General features: G+C 70.7%; 16 protein-coding genes. 9 read left to right on the top strand and 7 right to left on the bottom strand.

The window, feature by feature from the left end; translation table 11 throughout:
- Positions 1–7 precede the first annotated feature (7 nt).
- Genes ACZ7OU_RS49755 through ACZ7OU_RS49765 form a run of 3 tightly spaced genes read right to left on the bottom strand, consistent with a single transcriptional unit; the run spans position 8 to position 5,237 of the window.
- Positions 8–967 (bottom strand): acetylxylan esterase, encoded by a 960-nt coding sequence (locus ACZ7OU_RS49755; RefSeq protein WP_470260703.1) that lies wholly within the window; start codon positions 965–967, stop codon positions 8–10.
- Entirely contained in the window at positions 967–3,255 is a 2,289-nt protein-coding gene (locus tag ACZ7OU_RS49760) for a glycosyl hydrolase family 95 catalytic domain-containing protein (protein ID WP_470260704.1), read from the bottom strand. The genes ACZ7OU_RS49755 and ACZ7OU_RS49760 overlap by 1 nt, the downstream gene beginning before the upstream one ends.
- Positions 3,255–5,237, bottom strand: coding sequence for a CBM35 domain-containing protein (locus tag ACZ7OU_RS49765; RefSeq protein ID WP_470245579.1), 1,983 nt, complete (start codon positions 5,235–5,237; stop codon positions 3,255–3,257). Before ACZ7OU_RS49765 ends, ACZ7OU_RS49760 begins: the two co-directional genes overlap by 1 nt.
- 184 nt (positions 5,238–5,421) lie before the next feature.
- Here ACZ7OU_RS49765 and ACZ7OU_RS49770 point away from each other — a divergent pair, with 184 nt between their 5' ends.
- Positions 5,422–6,573 carry an AAA family ATPase gene (locus ACZ7OU_RS49770; RefSeq protein ID WP_470260705.1) on the top strand — a complete coding sequence of 384 codons (1,152 nt, stop codon included), beginning with the start codon at positions 5,422–5,424 and terminating at the stop codon, positions 6,571–6,573.
- A gap of 338 nt (positions 6,574–6,911) precedes the next feature.
- Here ACZ7OU_RS49770 and ACZ7OU_RS49775 read toward each other — a convergent pair whose 3' ends face one another.
- The gene (locus ACZ7OU_RS49775) at positions 6,912–7,913 is read right to left on the bottom strand and encodes a LacI family DNA-binding transcriptional regulator (RefSeq protein WP_470245582.1); all 1,002 of its coding nucleotides are present in this window, start codon (positions 7,911–7,913) and stop codon (positions 6,912–6,914) included.
- A 153-nt stretch (positions 7,914–8,066) separates the two neighbouring features.
- On the opposite strand from ACZ7OU_RS49775, the gene ACZ7OU_RS49780 reads away from it, so the two are divergent.
- The 8 genes from ACZ7OU_RS49780 to ACZ7OU_RS49815 all read left to right on the top strand — a co-directional run bounded on the left by ACZ7OU_RS49780 (position 8,067) and on the right by ACZ7OU_RS49815 (position 18,709).
- Entirely contained in the window at positions 8,067–9,143 is a 1,077-nt protein-coding gene (locus ACZ7OU_RS49780; protein ID WP_470260706.1) for an ABC transporter substrate-binding protein, read from the top strand.
- Complete coding sequence (locus ACZ7OU_RS49785) at positions 9,143–10,708, top strand: sugar ABC transporter ATP-binding protein (protein ID WP_470245584.1); 1,566 nt, start codon at positions 9,143–9,145, stop codon at positions 10,706–10,708. The genes ACZ7OU_RS49780 and ACZ7OU_RS49785 overlap by 1 nt, the downstream gene beginning before the upstream one ends.
- Positions 10,701–11,663, top strand: coding sequence for an ABC transporter permease (locus tag ACZ7OU_RS49790; protein WP_470260707.1), 963 nt, complete (start codon positions 10,701–10,703; stop codon positions 11,661–11,663). The genes ACZ7OU_RS49785 and ACZ7OU_RS49790 overlap by 8 nt, the downstream gene beginning before the upstream one ends.
- On the top strand, positions 11,660–12,643 hold the full coding sequence (locus tag ACZ7OU_RS49795; protein WP_470245586.1) for an ABC transporter permease: 984 nt from the start codon (positions 11,660–11,662) through the stop codon (positions 12,641–12,643). Before ACZ7OU_RS49790 ends, ACZ7OU_RS49795 begins: the two co-directional genes overlap by 4 nt.
- 30 nt (positions 12,644–12,673) lie before the next feature.
- Positions 12,674–15,172: a LamG-like jellyroll fold domain-containing protein gene (locus ACZ7OU_RS49800; RefSeq protein ID WP_470260708.1), complete on the top strand. Its 2,499-nt coding sequence runs from the start codon at positions 12,674–12,676 to the stop codon at positions 15,170–15,172.
- An 84-nt stretch (positions 15,173–15,256) separates the two neighbouring features.
- On the top strand, positions 15,257–17,614 hold the full coding sequence (locus ACZ7OU_RS49805) for a DNRLRE domain-containing protein (protein ID WP_470260709.1): 2,358 nt from the start codon (positions 15,257–15,259) through the stop codon (positions 17,612–17,614).
- Between the two features lie 34 nt (positions 17,615–17,648).
- Entirely contained in the window at positions 17,649–18,047 is a 399-nt protein-coding gene (locus ACZ7OU_RS49810; RefSeq protein ID WP_470245590.1) for a carboxymuconolactone decarboxylase family protein, read from the top strand.
- Complete coding sequence (locus tag ACZ7OU_RS49815; RefSeq protein WP_470260710.1) at positions 18,044–18,709, top strand: Rossmann-fold NAD(P)-binding domain-containing protein; 666 nt, start codon at positions 18,044–18,046, stop codon at positions 18,707–18,709. The genes ACZ7OU_RS49810 and ACZ7OU_RS49815 overlap by 4 nt, the downstream gene beginning before the upstream one ends.
- Here the strand turns inward: ACZ7OU_RS49815 and ACZ7OU_RS49820 are convergent.
- From ACZ7OU_RS49820 to ACZ7OU_RS49830, 3 genes are read right to left on the bottom strand one after another with little or no spacing between them, the layout of a single operon-like run.
- Positions 18,669–19,331 (bottom strand): TetR/AcrR family transcriptional regulator, encoded by a 663-nt coding sequence (locus tag ACZ7OU_RS49820; RefSeq protein ID WP_470260711.1) that lies wholly within the window; start codon positions 19,329–19,331, stop codon positions 18,669–18,671. The genes ACZ7OU_RS49815 and ACZ7OU_RS49820 overlap by 41 nt on opposite strands.
- A gap of 19 nt (positions 19,332–19,350) precedes the next feature.
- The gene (locus ACZ7OU_RS49825; protein WP_470245593.1) at positions 19,351–19,767 is read right to left on the bottom strand and encodes a PGPGW domain-containing protein; all 417 of its coding nucleotides are present in this window, start codon (positions 19,765–19,767) and stop codon (positions 19,351–19,353) included.
- A complete protein-coding gene (locus ACZ7OU_RS49830) occupies positions 19,734–21,164 on the bottom strand; it encodes a serine hydrolase domain-containing protein (protein ID WP_470260712.1) in 1,431 nt (476 codons plus the stop codon). Before ACZ7OU_RS49830 ends, ACZ7OU_RS49825 begins: the two co-directional genes overlap by 34 nt.
- Positions 21,165–21,247: the final 83 nt, after the last annotated feature.

Consider the following 21,247-nt stretch of genomic DNA (forward strand, 5'->3'; position numbering starts at 1 on the left):
GTCGTGGCTACAGGCTACTGCCACGGAGAACGGGCCGGAATCCCTCGAGCACCGCGTGGACGTCATCGGGGCCACCGGCTTCGTGGCCGTTGTACTCCCAGACGGCGAGCTGTTTCTGTCCCTTGTAGACGTGGTAGGCGCCGAACACCGTCGACGGCGGCACGATGCCGTCCATCAGCCCGGCGCTGAACCAGGCCGGGGCCGTCGCGCGCGAGGCGAACCCGACACCGTCGAAATAGGACAGCACGTCGAACACCCGCGTGACCGCGTCACGATGCTCGGCCAGGTACCGCGTCAGTTCGACGTACGGCCGTTCGCCGCCGATCAGGCTCGCGCGCCGGAAGTCGCAGAGGAACGGCGCTTGCGCGTGCAGGGCCGCCACGTCCGGGACCAGCCCCGCCGTGGCGAGCGCGATGCCGCCGCCCTGGCTGTTGCCGAGCACCGCCACCCGCGCCGGGTCGACGTCCGGCAGCGCGCGCACGGCGTCGACCGCGCGGACCGCGTCGGTGAAGATCCGCCGGTAGACGTAGGTCTCGCGGCTCTCGATGCCGCGCGTCAGGTGGCCCGGGTACGCCGGCCCGCTGCCCACCGGGTCGGGGGTCACGCCGCCCTGGCCGCGCACGTCGACCTGCAGGTGCGCGTACCCGGCGGACGCCCAGGTCAGCTCCTGCAGCGCGCTGCCCCGGCTGCCGCCGTAGCCGTGGAACTGGACGATCGCGGGCAACGGCCCCTGGCTGCCGCGAGGCACCCGCAACCAGGCGCGCTGCGGGTGCCCGCCGAAGCCGGCGAACGTCACGTCGAACACGTCGAGCGTCCGCAACGGCGTCTCGACCGGGGTCAGTTCCAGTGCCAGGTCGTGGGCGCGGGCTTCGGCGAGGGTCGACGTCCAGAACTCGTCGAAGTCCGCCGGCGCGGAGTAGTCGCTGCGGTACTCCCACAGCGCGTCGAGGCCGAGGTCGGTGAGCATCACAGTCCTTTCAGGACGGTCGATTCGCCGGTCCGCAGCCGCAGTTCGGTCTCCCGGCCGCGGTAGCGCACCCGGATCGGCTCGGCCGGGTCGCCCGACAGCCGCCGCAGAACGGCGTACCGCAGCTCGCCGTCGCGCCACTCGATGTCGGCCGCGAGCCCGCCGCGGCAGCGCAGGCCTCGCGCCTCGCCTTCGAGCCAGTCGGCGGGCAGGGCCGGCAGCAGAGTCACGACGCCGTTCTGGCTCTGCAGCACCAGTTCAGCGAGCCCGGCCGGGAAGCCGTAGTTGCCATCGATCTGGAACGGCGGGTGCGTGCTGAACAGGTTGGGCAGCAGCCCGCCCCACTCCGAGCCGTCGACCGGCGCGTCGCGGTGGCGGTCGCCGGTGAACGGCTGGACCGCCTCGCTCAGCAGCTTCCGCGCGGTCTCACCATCGCCGAGACGGGCGCGCAGCGCGATCTTCCACGCCCACGACCAGCCCATCGCCCCCGGTCCGCGACGCTCCAGGACCCGGCGGGCCGCTTCGGCGAGGTCCGGCGTCGCGACGGCGTCGATCTGCCCGAGCGGGTACAGCGCGACCAGGTGCGACAGGTGCCGGTGGGTCGCATCGTCTTCGGGCAGGTCGTCGGCCCACTCCCCCAGCCGGCCGTCCGGCAGGACGGGCAGCGGGCGCAATCTCGGCAGCGCGGCCTCGATCTCGGCGTACAGCGGGTCGTGCACCTCCAGGGTGTTCATCGCCGCGAGGCTGCGTTCGAACACCGCGCGGATCAGCGCGACGTCCATGGTCACCGAGTGGGTCAGCGACTCCTTAGTCCCGGCCTCGGACAGGAACAGGTTCTCCGGGGACGTCGACGGGCACGTCTCGAGGACGCCGTCGCGTTCGACGAGCCAGTCCAGGCAGAACTCCGCGCAGCCACGCAGCAACGGCCACGCCGTCGTGCCGAGGAAGGTGCGGTCGCGCGTGAAGTCGTAGTGCTCCCACGCGTGCTGGACCAGCCACGCGCCGCCCAGTGGCCAGATCGCCCACGACGGGTTGCCGTGCCCCATCCCGACCGGCAGCGCCCAGCCCCACGGGTCGGTGTTGTGGTGGGCGACCCACCCGCGCGTGCCGTACAGCTCGCGCGCGACGTCGGCGCCGGTGACCGCGAGCTTGCCGAGCAGGTCGAACAGCGGGAGGTGGCACTCGCCGAGCCCGGTCGTCTCGGCGGCCCAGTAGTTCATCTGGGTGTTGATGTTGACCGTGTAGTTCGACGACCAGGCCGGGCGCGGGTCGTCGTTCCAGATGCCCTGCAGGTTCGCCGGCGGCGCACCCGGCCGGGACGCCGACGCCAGCAGGTACCGGCCGTACTGGAAAAGGACGGTCGCGGTGAGCTGCTCATCGGTCCCGGACAGCAGCTCGGCGACGTCGTGGGTGCCGCCGCGGCGTGCGCCGATCCGCAGCCCGGCGGCACCGAGCAGCGACCGGAGGTCGGCTTCGTGCGCTCGTCGCAGCTCCGCCATCCCGGTTTCGGCGGCCCGCTCGGCGAGGACAGCGGCGCGGCGCCGGTGCTCGTCGCGGGTGTGCTGGCGGTCGCCGATCCAGGCGTCGTACGCGCTGGTCGAGCTGGCCAGGACGATCAGGACGCCGGTTTCCGTCCGGGCGACCCGGACGGAAACCGCGCCGAACGGGTCGTAGCCCTCGGCGGTCCCGTACCGCAGCGGCTCGGCCACCCGCGGCTCGTGCCGCGGTGCGCCGTCGACCGGGATTTCGATGCCGAGGTCGAGGCCGTCGCGCGACACCTCGCGCAGGGGTGTCGTCACCTCGACGCCGACGTCGACCGGGCCCGACAGCGCGACGCACAGGACCTGCGCGGGACGGCTCACCCAGGTCGTCCGCTCGACGTCGTGACCGTCGATGGACAGGTGCTCGGTCGCGACGCCGTTGTCCAGGTTGAGCGTCCGGCCGTGCGAAGTCCCTTCCGGCACCGTCAGCCAGAGGTCCACGTACGGCAGGAACTCCTGGCTGTACGGCCCTTCGAACGTCATCAAGAGCTCTTCGGCGCGCCGGAAGTCCTTGGCGAACACGGCCTCGCGCACCTCGGCGAGCCGGTCCGGCCCGGCGTCGATGTCTTTCAGCGCGGCCGCCGGACCACCGGGCGTGCCGGACCAGACCGTGGCGTCGTTGACCTGGATCCGCGTGCGGCCGGCACCGCCGAAGACCATCGCGCCGAGCCGTCCGTTGCCGACCGGCATCGCCTCGGTCCAGTCCGCCGCCGGGTGCGACCAGGAGAGCAGGAGGTCGTCGGCCACTAGACGGTGATCTTGTCGACGTCGTAGACGTAACCGGCCTGGTTGCCGATCTGGACGGTGTTGGCGCCGGCTCGCAGGTACACGGGGACGGTCACCGTCTGCGGGGTGTTCCAGTCGTTGTCGTTGCTCCCGGCGACCGGCAGCGGGAACGACGTCCCGTTGACCGTGACGATGCCGGTGCGGCTGGAGTCGCCGTCCACATAGGACAGCTGCAGCAGGTAGGTGCCGGCCTTGGCCGTGGTCACCGTCGGCAGCACGACGTACCCGCTGCCGCCGAGGTAGCCGACCTTCTTGCCGTTGCTGCAGTCGCAGTCGTAGACCGTCGCGCCGCCTTGCGGGGTGCCGTTCTCCGCCTCGTACGCCGTGGGGCCGCCGGCGGCAGGAGTGGTCACGCTGATCTTCTTGCTGGACGCGGACGGCCTGCCGTAGCGCTGGTTCGCGACCACCGTGAAGTCGTACGAAGTCGACGGCTCGAGGCCGGTGACCGTGGCGCTCGCACCGCTGGCCGAGGTGGCTTTACGGCCGTTCACGAAGACGTCGTAGCTCTGCGCGCCCTTCGAGGCATCCCAAGCGAGGGAGACGCTGGTGCCGGTGGCCGCGGTGCCGTGGACGACCGCCGGAGCCTGCGGCGCGGTGCGGTCGCGAGGCGTCACCTTGAACAGGCGCGAGCCGTGCACCGGCAGGTCGCCGGACGCGGCGTCGACGTCCTGGTGCGCCCAGAGGTCGCGGATCCGGACCGGGCCGCCGATGCCGAGTTGCGCGAGGTCCGCCGTGACGCGGGCGGGCGTCGCGGCGAGGTTGAACAGCGCGACCGTGTAGCTGCCGTCGGCGTTGCGGTTGTACCAGACCTGCTGGTCGGTCGTCTGGCTCACCGGCTTGGCGGGGACGCCGGCCTGGTCGAGCGCGATGACCTCGTCGTTGGTGAGGAGCTTGACGCCGTAGTCGTCGAGCTGGGTCAGGTCGTCGCCGAGGTAGAGCGGCGCGGCCTCGATCGCCCAGAACGTCATGTAGCTCTGGCGCTCGGCTGGGGTGAGGCCGTCCATCTTGCCGCTGCCGACGTCGACGGAGTCGAGGTTGTTCCAGTGGCCGGGGCCGGCGTCGGGGATCCACTGCACGACGTCGTTCCAGCGCTGCTTGACCGAGTTGTCCCAGGTCACGAGGGTGTCGCAGTAGCACTCGACGTCGGTGTCGACGCGCCAGCCGTTCGTGTTGGCCTTCCAGACGTCCGCCTGGCGGTGGCTCAGCGCCCAGGAGACGACGAACTCCATCGGGCGGCCGGTCTTGGCGATCGCTTTGCGCCAGGCCTCGACGTCCGAGGTGTTGGTGTAGTTCTCGCCGCCCTTGAAGGAGCCGGGGCCGACGCCGTCGAGCTTCAGGAAGTCGACGCCCCAGCCGGCCAGCAGCCGCGCCTCCGAGTCCACATAGGACTGGGCGCAGGGGTTCGTGAAGTCGATCTTGTAGGCGGAGTCCCAGCCGTTGGTCTTGCGCAGGTCGGGGTAGACGAGGTCCCTGGTGTGGCAGTTCGCGGTGCCCTCGATCGGCGAGTTGCCGTCGTTGTAGGCCTTGATGTCCAGGCCGACGGCCAGGTAGGAGCCGAGCTTCAGGCCCTTCTTGTGGACGTGGTCGGCGACGTACTTCATGCCGTCCGGGAACGTCGTGGGGTTGACGACCGGGCGGGCGTTCCCGTCGAAGGAGTTCGACCAGCCGGCGTCGATGTTGACGTAGGTGTAGCCGTGCTGCTTGAACTTCGCGGCGAGGACGTCCGTCTGCTGGAGGACGTGCTGCTCGGTGAGCCAGCTGGCCGCGCCGGTCGGGTTGACGCCCGGGTAGTTCGTCGACTCGAGGCTCCAGCTGCTCCAGCCCATGTAGGGATGCTGCGCGACGGGCTGGTGCTGTTGTTCGGCTGCCGTGGCTGTGGGGGCCGTGAGCAGGCCCGCGAGCACCGCCAGTCCGGCGAGGGCTCGTCTGCCCCGTGCGGCCATGACCACTCCTTCGAGGTCGAGTACGTCAGACATCGGAGGATCGCGGCCCGATTCGGCGAGCCGCAGATCCTATAGGATCGACGATGGCCGATTCTTGCTGGTGAAAATTAGTGCTGTCAACGACTGGACCGGACAGAGATCGGACGAATTCGAACTGTCGGTGGTGGCGGTTAGGTTCGGGGGCATGCTGACCACGCTGGCCGTCGAGAACTACCGTTCGCTGCGCGACCTGGTGCTGCCGCTGTCCGGGCTGACCGTCGTCACGGGGCCGAACGGCAGCGGCAAGTCGAGCCTGTACCGCGCGCTGCGGCTGCTGGCGGACGCGTCCCGCAACGGCGCGGTGGCGGCGCTGGCCCGTGAGGGCGGACTGCCGTCGACGCTGTGGGCGGGTCCGGAGAACGGATCGCGCCCGGGCTCGCGGGTCCAGGGCACGGTGCGCACCAAGTCGGTCGGCCTGCGGCTGGGGTTCGCCGGCGACGAGTTCGGCTACGCGCTCGACCTGGGGCTGCCGGTGCCGGGCGAGACGATGTTCAACCTGGACCCGGAGTTCAAGCGCGAGGCGGTGTGGTCGGGGCCGGTGCTGAAGCCGGCGTCGTTGCTGGCCGACCGCGCGGGCCCGTCGGTGCGCACCCGGGTTGCGTCCGGGGCGTGGGGGCCGGACGCGCACCGGATCCGGCTGTCCGACAGCATGCTGAGCGAGTTCGCGGACCCGCGGGCGTGCCCGGAGCTGCTGGTGGTGCGCGAGCGGATCCGGTCGTGGCGGTTCTACGACCACTTCCGCACGGACGCGTCGGCCCCGGCCCGCCAGTCGTTCGTGGGGACACGAACGTTCGTGTTGTCCCACGACGGCGCGGACCTCGCGGCGGCCCTGCAGACGATCATCGAGGTCGGCCGGGCTTCGGAGCTGGAGTCCCTCGTGGACGCGGCGTTCCCGGGATCCCGCCTTTCGGTGGTTTCCCAGGACGGGTTGCTGTCGGTCCAGTTCCACCAGCACGGTCTGTTGCGCCCGCTGTCGGCGGCGGAGCTGTCGGACGGAACGCTGCGGTTTTTGTTGTGGGTCGCGGCTTTGCTGACCCCGCGGCCACCGGAGCTGCTGGTCCTGAACGAGCCGGAGACGTCACTGCACCCGGACTTGCTCCCGGCTTTGGCGGCGTTGATCGCGACGGCGGCGAAGGAGACGCAGCTGGTGGTGGTCTCCCACGCATCGCCGCTGATCCGGGCGCTCGCGGAGATCGCCTCGGTAGGTGCTCTGGAGCTGGAGAAGGAGAACGGGGAGACAAAGCTGCTGGGCCAAGGCCGCCTGGACCGCCCTTCCTGGCACTGGCCCAAGCGCTGACCCCGCTGGACGACTCGCGTACTCGCGCGGACGACACGCGCATCGGAACGGACGACACGCCGGACCGCGGTCGGCCAGGCCGTGTCGTCCACCCAGGTACGCGTGTCGTCCGCCTGGGTACGCGTGGCGGCCGGTTTGTCTCGGGTCCGACGGCCCTGGCGAACTCGCCGGACCGGGCCGATGGCAGATCGTCCGCCGCGCGCCAGACCGGCAGCTGCCTGAACGCCGCCCGCGGGCTCAGCCAAGAGCAAGTGATCCGCGAGCGGGACGCCTGGCTCGCCACCCACCCCGGCTGGTGTGCGGCCGGGGAGACCGGCGCCGTCGCACCTTGCTGATCCTCAGCGGCCCTTTGTGCTTTCCCGGATCTCCAGGGCGAACGGGGTCTGGATGTCCTGCGGCGGAAGTCCCTTGTCCCCCGTGATGCGGCGGTGGACCAGGTCGATCGCCGCCTCGGCCAGTGCTGTCTTGTCCGGGGCGATCGTCGTCAACGCCGGCAGCGAGAACGCGCTCTCCTCGTTGTTGTCGAACCCCACGATCGCCACGTCCTCCGGTACCCGCAGCCCCAGCTCCGCCACCGCCCGCAACGCGCCGATCGCCAGCAGGTCGTTGAAGCAGAACACCGCGTCCGGTGGGGAATCCGAAGCCAGCAACGACCTCATCGCCGCCGCCCCCACCGACCTGTGCCACTTCTCCGCCGGCGCCACCAGCGAGTCCGAATAGGACAGTCCGGCCAGCGACAACGCCTCACGGTACCCGGCCAGACGCTGCGAAGACGTCCCACGCGACGGGTTGCGGCCGATCGCCGCGATGCGCTTGCGGCCCAAAGAGGCCAAATGGGACACCGCCGTCTGCGCCGCCAGGACGTTGTCGATCGCCACGTGGTCGATCGGCACGTCCACCGCGTGCTCGCCCAGCATCACCAGCGGGATCTCGCCCGGTGACGGGAAGTCCGCGGCTTCCAGGGCCTCCGGGTGCACCAAAGCGCCGTCCACCAGGTGCGGGCCCAGCGAGAACAGCGTCTCCCTCTCGCGGGAGCGCGTGCCCTGGGTCTGCTCGATCAGGACGCTCCAGCCGCGCTTCTGCGCCGCCGTGATGACCAGGCCCGCCAGCTCGCCGAAGTACGGGATCGACAGCTCCGGCACCATCAGCGCCAGGAACCCCGTCCGGCCGCGACGCAGGTTGCGCGCGCCCACGTTGGGCCGGTACCCGGTCGCCGCCAGGGCTTCCTCGACGCGCCGCCGGTTTTCCGGCTTCACGAAGGCATAGCCGTTGACCACGTTCGACACCGTCTTCACCGACACTCCGGCGAGCGTGGCGACGTCTTTGAGCGTCACGGTCACGGGCGGCTCCTTCTCAGATGGTGAGCCGAAGCATAGCGACATTTTGCCGGTTTACAACGTTGTTCCAACGATGTAAAAAGTACCTCAAGGCTCCCGCGGTGACTCCGATCACCCCGGTGAGCGGGCCCCACCGTCGCTGCCCGAGGAGTCACCGTGCCGCTGTCCACCCGTCCCCGCCTGGTCCTGGTCACCGCGGCCGCCGCCGCGCTCACCCTCACCTCATGCACTGCCAGGGAAGAGGCCCCGGCGGCGCCGTCGAGCGGCGGCGGGCCGGCCGCCTCCGCGCAGTCCGTCGCCCCGAGCGCCGACGGCTGCACCATCGACAAGACCGGTTACCCCAAGGTCGACCTCAAGACCGCGGTGGTCGGTTTCTCACAGTCCGAAAAGGAAGCCAACCCCTTCCGGATCGCCGAGACGCAGTCCATTCGCGACGAAGCCGCGAAGCTCGGCATCGCGAGCGACAAGCTGCTGGTCACCAACGCCCAGAGCGACCTGAACAAGCAGATCAGCGACATCAAGTCGATGCTCGACCGGGGCGCCCAGCTCCTGGTCGTCGCGCCGCTGAACTCCGACGGCCTCCAGCCCGCGCTCGACGCGGCGAAGGCCAAGAAGGTCCCGGTCGTCACCATCGACCGCAAGGTGACGTCGCAGCCGTGCACCGACTACCTGACCTTCATCGGCTCGAACTTCGTCGAGCAGGGCAAGCGCGCCGCGCAGGAGATGGCCCGCGTCACCGGCGGCACCGGCAAGGTCGCGATCCTGCTCGGCTCGTCCGGCAACAACGTGACCACCGACCGGACCAAGGGCTTCAAGGACGAGCTCGCCAAGACGGCCGGCCTCTCCGTGGTCGCCGAGCAGACCGGCGAGTTCGACCGCTCCAAGGGCCAGGCCGTGATGGAGCAGCTCATCCAGAGCCACCCCGACATCACCGCGGTCTACGCCGAGAACGACGAGATGGGCGTCGGCGCGGTCAACGCGCTGAAGACGGCGGGCAAGACGCCGGGCAAGGACGTCAAGGTCATCTCCATCGACGGCACCCGCAACGCCGTGCAGCTCATCGCCGACGGCAGCTACAACGCCGTGATCGAGTCCAACCCGCGCTTCGGCCCGCTGGCCTTCCAGACACTGCAGAAGTTCGAGAGCGGCGAGGCCATCCCGGCCAGCATCGTCATCACCGACGACCAGTACGACGAGACCAACGCGACCCAGAAGGTCGGGAACGCGTACTGATGACGGCAGCCACCGAAGAGGACGTCGCCATGACGACCGCACCGGTGCTCGAGGTGGCCGGGGTGACCAAGCGGTTCCCCGGCACCCTCGCGCTCGACGACGTCAGCTTCGCGCTGCGACCCGGCGAGGTGCACGCGCTCGTCGGCGAGAACGGCGCCGGGAAGTCCACGCTCATCAAGGTGCTCACCGGCGTCTACCAGCCCGACGAGGGCGAGGTGCGCCACCTCGGCGAGCCGGTGACGTTCAAGCAGCCGATCGACGCGCAGCGGGCCGGGATCTCCACGATCTACCAGGAGGTCAACCTCGTCCCGCTGATGAGCATCGCCGGCAACGTCTTCCTCGGCCGCGAGCCGCGCACCAAGGCGGGGCTCGTCGACTGGTCCAAGATGTACGCCGACGCCCGCGAGCTGCTCAAGGGCTACGGCATCGACGACGACGTCAAGCGTCCGCTGCACACCCTCGCGGTCGGGGCGCAGCAGATGGTCGCCCTCGCCCGCGCGGTCTCGACCGACGCCAAGGTCGTCATCATGGACGAGCCGACGTCGTCGCTCGAGCCGCGCGAGGTCGAGACGCTCTTCGAGGTGCTGAACCGGCTGCACGCCGAAGGTATCGCGATCGTCTACGTCAGCCACCGGATGGACGAGCTGTACCGGGTCTGCGAGAGCGTCACCGTCCTGCGCGACGGCCGGGTCGTCCACAGTGGACCGCTCAAGGACCTGCCGCGCATCGAGCTCGTGTCCAAGATGCTCGGCCGGGAGATCAAGCAGATCCGCGAGGAAGGCGTCACGGCGTTCGGCGAGGAACACGACGTCGAGCGCGAACCGCTGCTCAAGGCGGAGAACCTCAGCGGCATGCGCAAGCTGCACGACGTCTCGGTGAGCATCCGGCCCGGCGAGGTCGTCGGCCTCGCCGGCCTGCTCGGCTCCGGCCGCAGCGAGACGGCGCGGGCCATCGTCGGGGCCTTCCCCCTCGACGGCGGATCCGTGCTGCTGGCCGGGAAACCGCTGCGCAAGGGCAAGATCAAGGCCGCCATGCGGGCCGGGATCGCGCTGCTGGCCGAGGACCGCAAGACCGACGGGATCATCCCGAACCTGTCGGTCCGCGAGAACATCGTGCTCGCCGCGCTGCCGACGCTCTCGCCGTTCGGCCTGGTCAGCAAGGCCAAGCAGGACAAGGTCGTCAAGATCTTCATGGACCGCCTGCGGATCAAGGCGTCCAGCCCGGAGCAGAAGGTGTCCGAGCTGTCGGGCGGCAACCAGCAGAAGGTGCTGCTCGCCCGCTGGCTCGCCACCGGCCCGAAGATCCTGCTGCTCGACGAGCCGACGCGCGGCATCGACGTCGGCGCCAAGGCCGAAGTGCAGGCACTGATCGACGAACTCGCGCAGGAAGGGCTCGGCGTGCTGCTCATCTCGTCCGAGCTGGAAGAGCTGATCGACGGCTCCGACCGCGTGGTCGTGCTGCGCGACGGCTCGGTCGTCGGCGAGCTGACCGGCGACCGCATCACCGAGGAAAACGTCCTGACCGCGATCGCGGCAGAAGCAACCGGGGGTGACAACGATGTCTAGCGCCACCCTGACCAAAGCTCCCGACCGCGCGAAAGTCACCGCGTGGCTGCAGAACTACGGCGTCTACCTGGCCGTCGCCGTGCTGCTGCTGTTCAACGTCTTCTTCACCGAGAACTTCCTGTCCGCGGCCAACTTCCGCACCCAGCTGGTGCAGGCGGCGCCGGTCTGCATCGTCGCGCTCGGCATGGCGCTGGTGATCGGCACCGAGGGCATCGACCTGTCGGTCGGCTCGGTGATGGCGATCTCCGCCGCGCTCATCCCGCTCTACCTCGGCGCGGGCCCGCTGACGGCGATCATCGTCGCCGTCATCGCGGGTGTCGTGTCCGGCTTGTTCAGCGGGTACCTGGTCGCCTACCTGGGCATCCAGCCGATCATCGCGACGCTGGCGCTGCTGGTCGGCGGGCGAGGACTCGCGCTGGTCATCGCGCACGGCCAGCTCGTCCAGGTCCGCAACCAGGACTTCCTGGAGCTGGGCACCGGCGACCTGCTCGGCGTGCCGATCATGGTCATCGTCGCGGGCGTGCTCGCGGTGCTGGCCGGGCTGGTCGTGCAGCGCACGACGTTCGGCCGCCACCTGGTCGCGGTCGGCGGCAACCGCGCCGCGAGCACCCTCGCCGGGCTGCCGGTGAAGCGCGTGCTGATCAGCGTCTACGTGATTTCCGGGGCCCTGGCGGCCATCGCGGGCGTGCTCGCGACGTCACGGCTGGCCGCCAGCGACCCGAGCGACGTCGGCCTGCTGATGGAGCTGTCCGCGATCACCGCGGTGGTCGTCGGCGGCACGCCGCTGACCGGCGGCCGGGTCCGCGTACTCGGCACCGTGTTCGGCGCGCTGCTCATGCAGCTCGTCCAGGCCACCCTGATCAAGCACAACCTGCCGGACTCCACCGCGCAGATGGTCCAGGCGGCCATCATCGTCGTCGCGGTCTACGTCGCGCGCGAGCGGAGCAGCCGATGACCGCCCAGACCACCACGCCGGTTCCGGCGCGCAACGCCGCGTTCGCCGGTGTCCTGCAGCGGCAGGGCGCGGCCGTGGTGCTCGTGCTCGGCGTCGCCGCCGCGTGGTTCGCGTTCCCGCACTTCGGCACCGCGGACAACCTGCGCAGCCTCGTCCTGCAGGGCTCGTTCCTCGCGGTGATCGCGCTCGGCATGACGTTCGTGATCATCTCCGGCGGCATCGACCTCTCGGTCGGCTCGAACTACGCGCTCGGTGGCGTCCTCGCCGCGTACGGCGCGCAGTACGGGCTGGTCGTAGCGATCCTGTTGCCGCTGGCCGTGTGTTCGCTGATCGGCTTCGTCAACGGTGTGCTCATCGCGCGCACCGGGATGGCGCCGTTCATCGTGACGCTGGCGTCGCTGCTGTTCGCCCGGGGTCTGTTGCTGGCACTGACCTCCGAGGGCTCGACGACGTACAAGGTGGACCCGGGCTCGGCGTTCCTCTGGCTCGGGCAGGGCACGATCTTCGGCATCGGCGTCCCGGTCTACCTGACGCTCATCCTGTTCGCGCTCGGCGGCCTGCTGCTGCGCCGCACCCGGTTCGGCCAGTCGGTGTTCGCCATCGGCGGCGCCGAGCAGTCCGCGCTGCTCATGGGCCTTCCGGTGGCCCGCACCAAGATCAGCCTCTACACGCTCAGCGGCGGGCTGGCCGGGTTCGCCGGCGTCCTCACCGCCGCGTACCTGCAGTCCGGCGTCACGGTGATCGGCGTCGGCACCGAGCTGGACGCGATCTCGGTCGTCGTCATCGGCGGCACGCTGCTCACCGGCGGCGCCGGGACGATCATCGGCACCCTCGTCGGCGTGCTGCTGCGCACGCTGATCCAGAACGTCATCAACCAGATCGGCACCCTCGACTCCAACTACCAGACGGTGGTGAGCGGGGCCTTCCTGCTCGTCGTCGTGGTGATCCAGCGCCTGCTGGCGCGCTCCCGAACCCGCTGAGCCCCAGTCCCCCCACAGGAGGTCTCAACGATGTTCCACCCTGCCCGAAAAACCAGAAGATGGCTGACCGCCGCCGCGGCGTTCGCCGTCGCGGTCGCCGGTCTCGGCACCGCACCGGCGGCGAGCGCCGCCGACGCACCGCAGTGGCAGCGGCTCACCCCGCCGCTGTCGACGCCGTGGACCAAGGACGTCTCGCCGTCGAACGCCCTCCCCGACTACCCGCGGCCGCAGCTGACCCGCGACCGGTGGCAGAACCTCAACGGCGTCTGGGAGTTCGCCAAGGCGACCCCCGGTGAGGCCGCGCCGATCGGGAAGACGCTCGGTGAGCGGATCCTCGTGCCGTACCCGGTCGAGTCCGCGTTGTCCGGGATCATGCGCCACGAGACGAACATGTGGTACCGCCGCACGTTCGAGGTCCCCAAGAACTGGCAGATCGGCAAGGGACAGCGGCTGCAGCTGCACTTCCAGGCCGTCGACTACGACGCCACGGTCATCGTCAACGACAAGACCGTCGCCCACCACACCGGCGGGTACGACGCGTGGTCCGTCGACGTCACCGACGCGCTGACCACGAAGAAGGCCCAGGAGATCGTCGTCGGCGTCGCCGACCCGAACGACCAGGGCGGGCAGCCGATCGGCAAGCAGCGCCAGCCCGGCGACGGCATCTTCTACACGCCGTCCTCCGGCATCTGGCAGACCGTCTGGATGGAGCCGGTCGCGACCGCGCACATCGACCGCCTGGATGTGACGCCGGACGTGGCCAGTGGTTCGGTCACGGTGAACGCCGTGGTCGGCGGGCCGGTGAAGCAGCGCGTCGAAGCCGTCGCGTACGACCACGGCCGCCCGGTCGGGCGCGTGTCCGGCGACGCGAACAAGCCGTTGAAGCTCAAGGTGGACAAGCCGCACCTGTGGTCGCCGGACGACCCGTTCCTGTACGACCTGAAGGTGCGACTGTCCACAGGGGACGAAGTGGGCTCGTACTTCGGCATCCGGTCGATCAGCGTCGGCAAGACCGCCGACGGCAAGCAGCGGATGCTGCTCAACGGCAAGTTCGTCATGCAGGTCGGCCCGCTCGACCAGGGTTTCTGGCCGGACGGCATCTACACCGCGCCGACCGACGCGGCCCTGAAGTTCGACCTGCAGCAGGAGAAGGCGCTCGGCTTCAACATGGTGCGCAAGCACATCAAGGTCGAGCCCGACCGCTGGTACTACTACGCCGACAAGCTGGGCCTGATGGTGTGGCAGGACATGCCGGCGATGAAGGACGACATCGAGCCGTCGGCCGCGTCGCGCGTCAACTACGAGTACGAGATGAAGCGGATGATCGACCAGCACCGCAGCTTCCCGTCGATCGTCACGTGGGTGCCGTTCAACGAGGGCTGGGGCGACTACGAGGTCGGCCGCATCGCCGACGAGGTCAAGGCGTGGGATCCCTCCCGCTTGGTGAACGCCGAGTCCGGGGTCAACTGCTGCCGGTCCGAACCGGACAGCGGCAAGGGTGACATCTACGACGACCACACCTACACGGGTCCCGGAACGCCGGTGCAGACCGGCACCCGCGCGGCGGTCGACGGCGAGTACGGCGGTCTCGGCCTCAAGGTCGCCGGGCACGAGTTCGACGCGGCGGGCAGCTTCGCCTACGAGATGGAGCCCGACAGCGCGACGCTGACCCGGCGCTACGGCGAGCTGCAGCAGCGCCTGCTGCTGGTCGCCCAGCGGTGCGGCGTCTCGGCCGGCGTCTACACGCAGACCACCGACGTCGAGAAGGAGGTCAACGGCTTCTTCACCTACGACCGGCAGGTGAAGAAGATGGACTTCGCGGCGGTCCGCGCGGCGAACCTGGCCGTCATCAAGGGTGCCACCGGTGCGCCGGTGACGTCGGGTCCCTCGGTACCCGCCGGAACGCCGGGCATCGACGGCATCGCGGCCTACGGCTTCGACGAGAACACCGGCACGACGGCGGCGGACTCGGTCGGCGACCACGACGCCACGCTCGTCGGCGGCGCGTCGTGGACCGAGGGCAAGAGCGGTTCGGCGCTGGCGGTGAACGGGTCGGGCCAGTACGCCGACACGGGCGCGTCCCTGCTGAACACGGAAGGCAGCTACAGCGCGGCGGCGTGGGTGAAGTTCAACGCCGTGGGTGACGGCTTCCAGACCGTGGTGAGCCAGGACGGCGACAACACCAGCGCGTTCTTCCTGCAGTACTCGGGCCAGGACCACCGCCTGGCGATGAGCTTCGTGGGCACGCGGGCCCTGGCGCCCACGGCTCCGGAGGCGAACCGCTGGTACCACGTGGTCGGCGTCCGCGACGCGGCGGCGGGCACGCTGAAGCTGTACGTGGACGGCCAGCTGGCGGCCACGAAGAGCGTCTGCCTCGGCGACGCTTCGACGGGCCACACGGTGATCGGCCGCGGCAAGTACGGCGGCGGCCCGGTCGACTACCTCAACGGCGCGGTCGACCAGGTCCACGTCTACGACCGGGCTCTGTCCGACGCCGACGTGAGCGCGTTGTACAGCAGCGGCAAGTAAGCAACCGAAAGCACACCTGAGGCGTGTTGGACCCGGGGACCGCGATCGCGGGCCCCGGGTTTCGCACTTCAGGGGGTGAGCCTTTTGGGCTCTCGAAGAACGAAAGCGGGCATCGTCGCCGCCACGGCGGCACTGCTGCTGGCCGGCACGGCGCTGCCGGCTTCGGCCACGCAGATCACGTCGATCCAGTCGACGTCGTGGTCGTACATCGACTCGGCCCAGCCGGGGAAGAGCTTCGTCGACCCGGCCGGGGACGCGCCCATCGGCGCGAAGGTCGACCACGGCAAGAAGCACGTTTCCAAGTCCTACTTCACCTTCGACCTCACCGGGCTGCGCGGCGCCAAGGTGCTGTCCGCGGAGCTGTCCGGCCGGGAGACGGCGGTCGCCGACTGCTCGGCGCCCCGCGGCACCGAGCTGTGGGTCACGGCCCCGGCGAAGAAGGCGCCGACCTGGAACGACCAGCCGCGCGAGCTCACCAAGCTGGCCGGGCCGGGCAGCCTCGACGTCTGCCCGTCGGACTACCTCGACTGGGACGCCGGACCGGTGCTGCAGCAGGCGATCGACGCCGGCCGCACGTCGCTCACGATGGTGCTGCGCCTGCCGGACAACCAGCAGTCCAACCCGCGTTTCGGGCGCACGTACCGGCCGCTGCTGTACGTGAGCCTGGAGAAGAACCAGCCGCCGGTGACGCCGACCGCGCTCAAGACCGGTGAGCACCCCTGTTCAGAAGCCCCGCTCGTCCGCCGCGGCGGTGCCGCGATGTCGGCCACCGTCAGCGATCCGGACGACTACAGCTTCTCGGCCGAGTTCGCCTGGTGGCCGGTGGACCACCCCGACCAGCGCGCGACCGGCACGGACGACGTCTACGGCTCCGGCGCGTACTTCGACCCCGACAGCCGGCTCGCGGACGGCGTCACCTACGCGTGGCAGGTCCGCGCGAAGGACAGCCTGGCCGCGAGCCCGTGGAGCGAGACCTGCCGGTTCACCACGGACTTCACCGCACCGGCCACGGCGCCGGCGATCACCTCGACCGACTACGTGTACGAAGTGCCCGGCAAGGGCGGCATCGGCATCCCCGGCGACTTCACCCTCGACGCGGGCGGCGACACCGCGATCGTCGGCTTCCAGTGGCAGGCCGGGTTCACCGACAGCGGGTACGTCGCGGCCGACCGGCCCGGCGGCAAGGCCACCGTCCGGTACACCCCGCGCGACGACGGCCCGATGAGCATGTCGGCGAACGGCCTCGACGCCGCCGGGAACTACGGCCCGTCGGGCGACTACCGGTTCTTCGTGGCCCGCAACGGCCCGTCGATGACGTGCACGCCGGCCCGGGCCTTCCTGGGCGAGACCCGGCAGTGCGTCTTCGGCCCGCACGGCACCGACGGCGCCACCGAGTTCCTCTACAAGATCGACGACGAGCCGGAGGTCACCCTGCCCGCGGGCCCGGACGGCACCGCGGCGATCAGCGTCACCCCGGCCGACGCCGCGAAGTCCTACCGCGTCAGCGTGCGGGCCCGGATGACCAACGGGAACCTGTCCGGCGACGGCGGCGGCCAGATCGACGTCGACCGGGGCGCGCCCACGGTCGACGCGCCCGCCGACGCCATGGTCGGCAAGCCGGTCGTCCTGACGCTGCACGCCGTGCTGCCGGGGTCGGCGTCGTTCACCTACGACTGGGACTACGGCGAGCCGGCGACCGTCCCGGTGGGCCCGGACGGCACGGCGCGGGTCACCGTGGTGCCGGACCGGCCGTACTACCACACGATCCGGGTGTCCACGACGACCGCGGCCGGGCTCGTGTCGGCGACGAACGAGGAGAGCGTGCGGGTCGGCTCGGACGAGCCGACCGTCACGAGCACCGATTTCCCCGAGTGCTGCGAAGGCGGCTACGAAACCACGCCGGGCACGTTCACGTTCTCGTCGTCGCTTCCCGGCGTCGTGAGCTACACGTACTCGTACTTCGGGGCGCCGCCGGTCACCGTGCCCGCGGGACCGGACGGCACGGCGAGCGTCACCCTGACGCCGCTGAGCACCGACACGCAGTACCTGAACGTGACGAGCAAGTCCGCCGACGGATGGGTGTCGCAGCCGGGCTACTACCGCTTCCACCCGAAGTCGGCCGCCCCGCCGCTCACCTGTGACGCGACCGGCAACCTGCGGCCCGGCCAGGTGGTCCGCTGCACGCTGACGCCGGTCCAGCCGGGGTTGGCCTCGTACGGCTACCGCATCAGGGCGGACGAGACGACGCCGGACGTGGTGGTCCGGCCGAACGCCGACGGCACGGGGACCTTCGAGTTCACCGCGCCGCCGACCGACAGGAAGATCTTCCTGTACGTGGACGCGTGGAGCGCCAACGCGGCGGGGCAGCGCACGGAGACGTCGTACGAGAGCTACTACGTCGATCCGGACGCGACGGCGAGGCGGGTGACACGCGCCGTTTGACCTGGAGCCCGCTCCAACCGCTAACGTCGTGGTCATGACCGAAGATCGTTTCGAACGCGGCAAGCGGGCTCTGGTCGACCTCAACGGCGAAGAGACCGCCCAGCGCGTGCTGGACAGTCTGGAAGACGTCTCGCCGAAGCTCTCCGACAGTCTCGTGTCGTGGGGCTTCGGCGAGATCTACACGCGGCCGCAGCTCGTACCGCGGGATCGGCAGCTCGTCACGCTCGGGATGCTGACCGCGCTCGGCGGGTGCGAGCCGCAGCTGGAGGTGCACGTCAACGCCTCCCTCAACGTCGGGCTCACCCCGGCGGAGATCGTCGAGGCGCTGCTGCAGTCGGCCGCCTACTGCGGGTTCCCGCGGGCGCTGAACGCGACGGCCGTGGCGAAGAAGGTCTTCGGCGAGCGAGGACTGCTCCCGGTGGCCGGCGCATGAAGGCCGTGGTGTTCGGCGCGACCGGCATGGTCGGGCAGGGCCTGCTGCGCGAGTGCCTGCTCGACGACCGGGTCGAGGCCGTCCTCGCGGTCGGCCGGTCCGCTCTCGGCGAAGCGCACCCGAAGCTGACCGAACGCGTCGAAAAGGACCTGTTCGCCCTCGAGCCGATCACCGGCTACGACGCGTGCTTCTTCTGCCTCGGCGTGTCCTCGGTCGGGATGGCGCCGGAGGAGTACGAGCGGATCACCTACCAGCTGACGCTTTCGGTGGCCGGGAAGCTGCCGGCGGACACCACTTTCGTGTACGTCTCGGGCGCCGGCACCGACAGCACCGAACGCGGCCGGGTGCGCTGGGCGCGCGTCAAGGGCGCCACGGAGAACGCGCTGGCGAAGCTGCCGCTGCGGACGTTCTCCGTCCGTCCCGGCTACATCCAGCCGCTGGGCGGGATCACGTCGAAGACCACCCTGTACCGGACGCTCTACCGCGTCGCGATGCCGCTGTACCCGGTGCTGCGGCGGCTGTTCCCCCGCTTCGTGACGACCAACCGCGAGCTCGGCCTGGCGATGCTGGAAGTCGCCGAGAACGGCTACGAGAAGCCGGTGCTCGAGAACACCGACATCGTCACCGCCGCCGCGCGACGAGCCCGGCCAGCAGGTTCGTGAGCCCGTCGGCCAGCCCGGCCGCGAACGACGGCATCCCGCCCAGCTCGGCCGTGGCCGCCGCGACGGCGTCGGTCGGGTTGGCGTAGGGCCACGCCCCCGACACGAGGATCACCACGCCGAACGCGAACTGCCGGGCGCCGTCGGGCGACAGCTCCGGCACCCGCTTGCGGACCAGCTCGCCGAGCCGCTCGGTGCTGGCCGCCGCGCGGCGCTTGAAGCTACGGGCGAACCCCGGCGAGATGTTGCGTTCCAGCACCGGCGCCATCGCGCTGATCAGCTCGCACAGCAACCGCCGCTCGGCGAGCGTCTCGGCGATCTTCCCGGCGACACGCTCTTCGCGCGCGAAGCCGGGATCCGCCGGAGCCGGGTCGCCGAGGTTGCCTTCGAGGTCGTCGAGCCACTCCGTCCACGCCGTGTCGAGGACCTCGAGGAAGACCGCCTCGCGGCTGTCGAAGTAGCGCAGCACGTTGGACTTCGCGAGCCCGACGTGACAGGCCAGCTCCCGCAGGCTGATCTCGGCGACCGGGCGCTCGGCCAGGAGCTCCCGCGCGGCGGCGAGGATCGCGGTGCGGCGCGCCTCGATCTGCTCGGGCCGCCGGGCTCGCTGGAATCCGGCGCTCATGGCGCCGACAGTATCGTCCTCAGCCGGGGTGCACGGACTCCCGCCGCGTCTTGACCCGGCGGTAGCTCCAGATCAGCAGCGCGAAGAGGATCACCGACGACAGGATCAGGCTCGACCCGGTGCTCCAGCCGCCGAACGGCAGCGACTTCACCAGGCCCCAGACGATCCCCGCCGCCAGCAGCGCCAGCCCGGCCAGCACCGAGCCCGCGATCCGCAGCGGCGAGGACACGCTGTCTTCGGCCGCCTTCATCGCGCGGTCGCGCACCGGGTCGACGTACCGCTCGAGCGCCGGGAACTCCGACGCGAGCAGCAGGAGCCCGGCGAGCACGAGCAGCAGCCCGGGGCCGGGCAGGACGAGCAGCAGCACCCCGACGATCAGCAGGACGGCGCCCGCCACCGTGATCAGGATCCGCTTCGCCTGTTTGCCGATGCCCACTGGGTCGCTCCCCTCGTTTCGCCCGATTCTTCCTGGTTGTGGCCTCGCGTGCCACTCACGACGGCCCGCGCCCTCGCCGCGGCCACGACCAAGCCCGCCAGCGCGACCACGCCGAGCGCGGCCACGAGCCCCGGCCAGACGTAGAGCACCTGGGCGTAGGTACCCCGTCTTCCGGCGAATACCACCCCGAGCAGCTGAGGCAGGAACAGGAGCGGGACGAGCGGCAGCAACGGCGGCACGACCCGCCACCACCGCGGCTTGCGCCGGGCCCGCCGGAGGCCCAAGACGGCCAGCCCGACAGCGAGCAACGCCAGCGCCGCGAGCACCCGGTCGGCGATCACCCCCGCCGGCAGCCCAGGCTCCGGCGAACCGCCCCGGACCAGCTCCGCGATGCCCTGGGCCAGCAGCTCGGCCTCGTTGTCCAGCGACATCCCCATGGGCGTCATCACCGCGATCCCGTAGCCGTCCGGGAGCAGGATCTGCGCCGCGGTGTGGCTGAACCACTCCCCGGTGTGCGACACCTGACCGGCGCAGACGCTCCAGCCCAGCGCGTAGTCACGGCCGGGCGCGGGCGTGTGCGCGCGCCGGACCGACTCCGGGGACAGCACGCCGCCGCCGTCCCGCTGCGCGACCAGCCATTTCGCGAGGTCCTCGGCGGTGGTGACGACGCCGTGGCTGCCGCCGGTGAACCAGTCCGGTTCGGCCACCGGCACCTCGAAGCCGAAGGCCCGGACGTACCCGGCGGTCCCGGCCGGCGGCTCGTCCACAGTGGTGCTCGACGCCATCCCGAGCGGCGCGAAGAGCCGCGTCCGGAGGTACTCCGCGAACGGCTGCCCGGCCACGACCTCGACGATCCGGGCGGCCACTTCGTAGTTCGGGTTGTGGTAGTGGAACTCCGTTCCAGGTTCGCTCGCCAGGCCTGCGTCACGTAGCCGCTCGACCGCTTCGGCGAGGGTGTGCGGCTGGGGAAGCGCGAGGTCGGGGAAGGCGGAGTCGGCCATCCCGGACGTCTGGTCCAGCAGCATCCGGACGGTGATCCGCGCACCGCGGGGATCACCGAGCCGGAACTCCGGCAGGGAGCGCGTGACCGGCTCGTCGAGCCCGATCCGGCCGGCTTCGGCGAGCTGGAGCACCGCGAAGGCCGTCATGGACTTGCTCAGCGACGCGACCGGCAGCCGGGTCGACGCGGTGATCGGCGCGCCCGCGGTGTCGTGGCCGTAGCCGGCGACGCGGACGACGTCGCCGCCGTGCGTCACGGCGACCGCGGCGCCGGGCAGGCCGGTGTGGTCGAGGTAGGCGCGGACGTACCCGTCGACGTCGGTCGTGGCGGCGGTGGCCGGGGCCGGGGTGGCGGTGCCGAGCAGGAGCACGGCGAGGACGAGGAAAAGCCTGGTCATGGAGGTCAAGGTAGGTATCGCGGGCGGTCGCCGGCCGCTGCCGGACGACGTCGGCCACCCCCGACTTTCGACGGGGTCTTGAC

The sequence above is a fragment of the Amycolatopsis sp. NPDC114505 genome, from assembly GCF_055633615.1.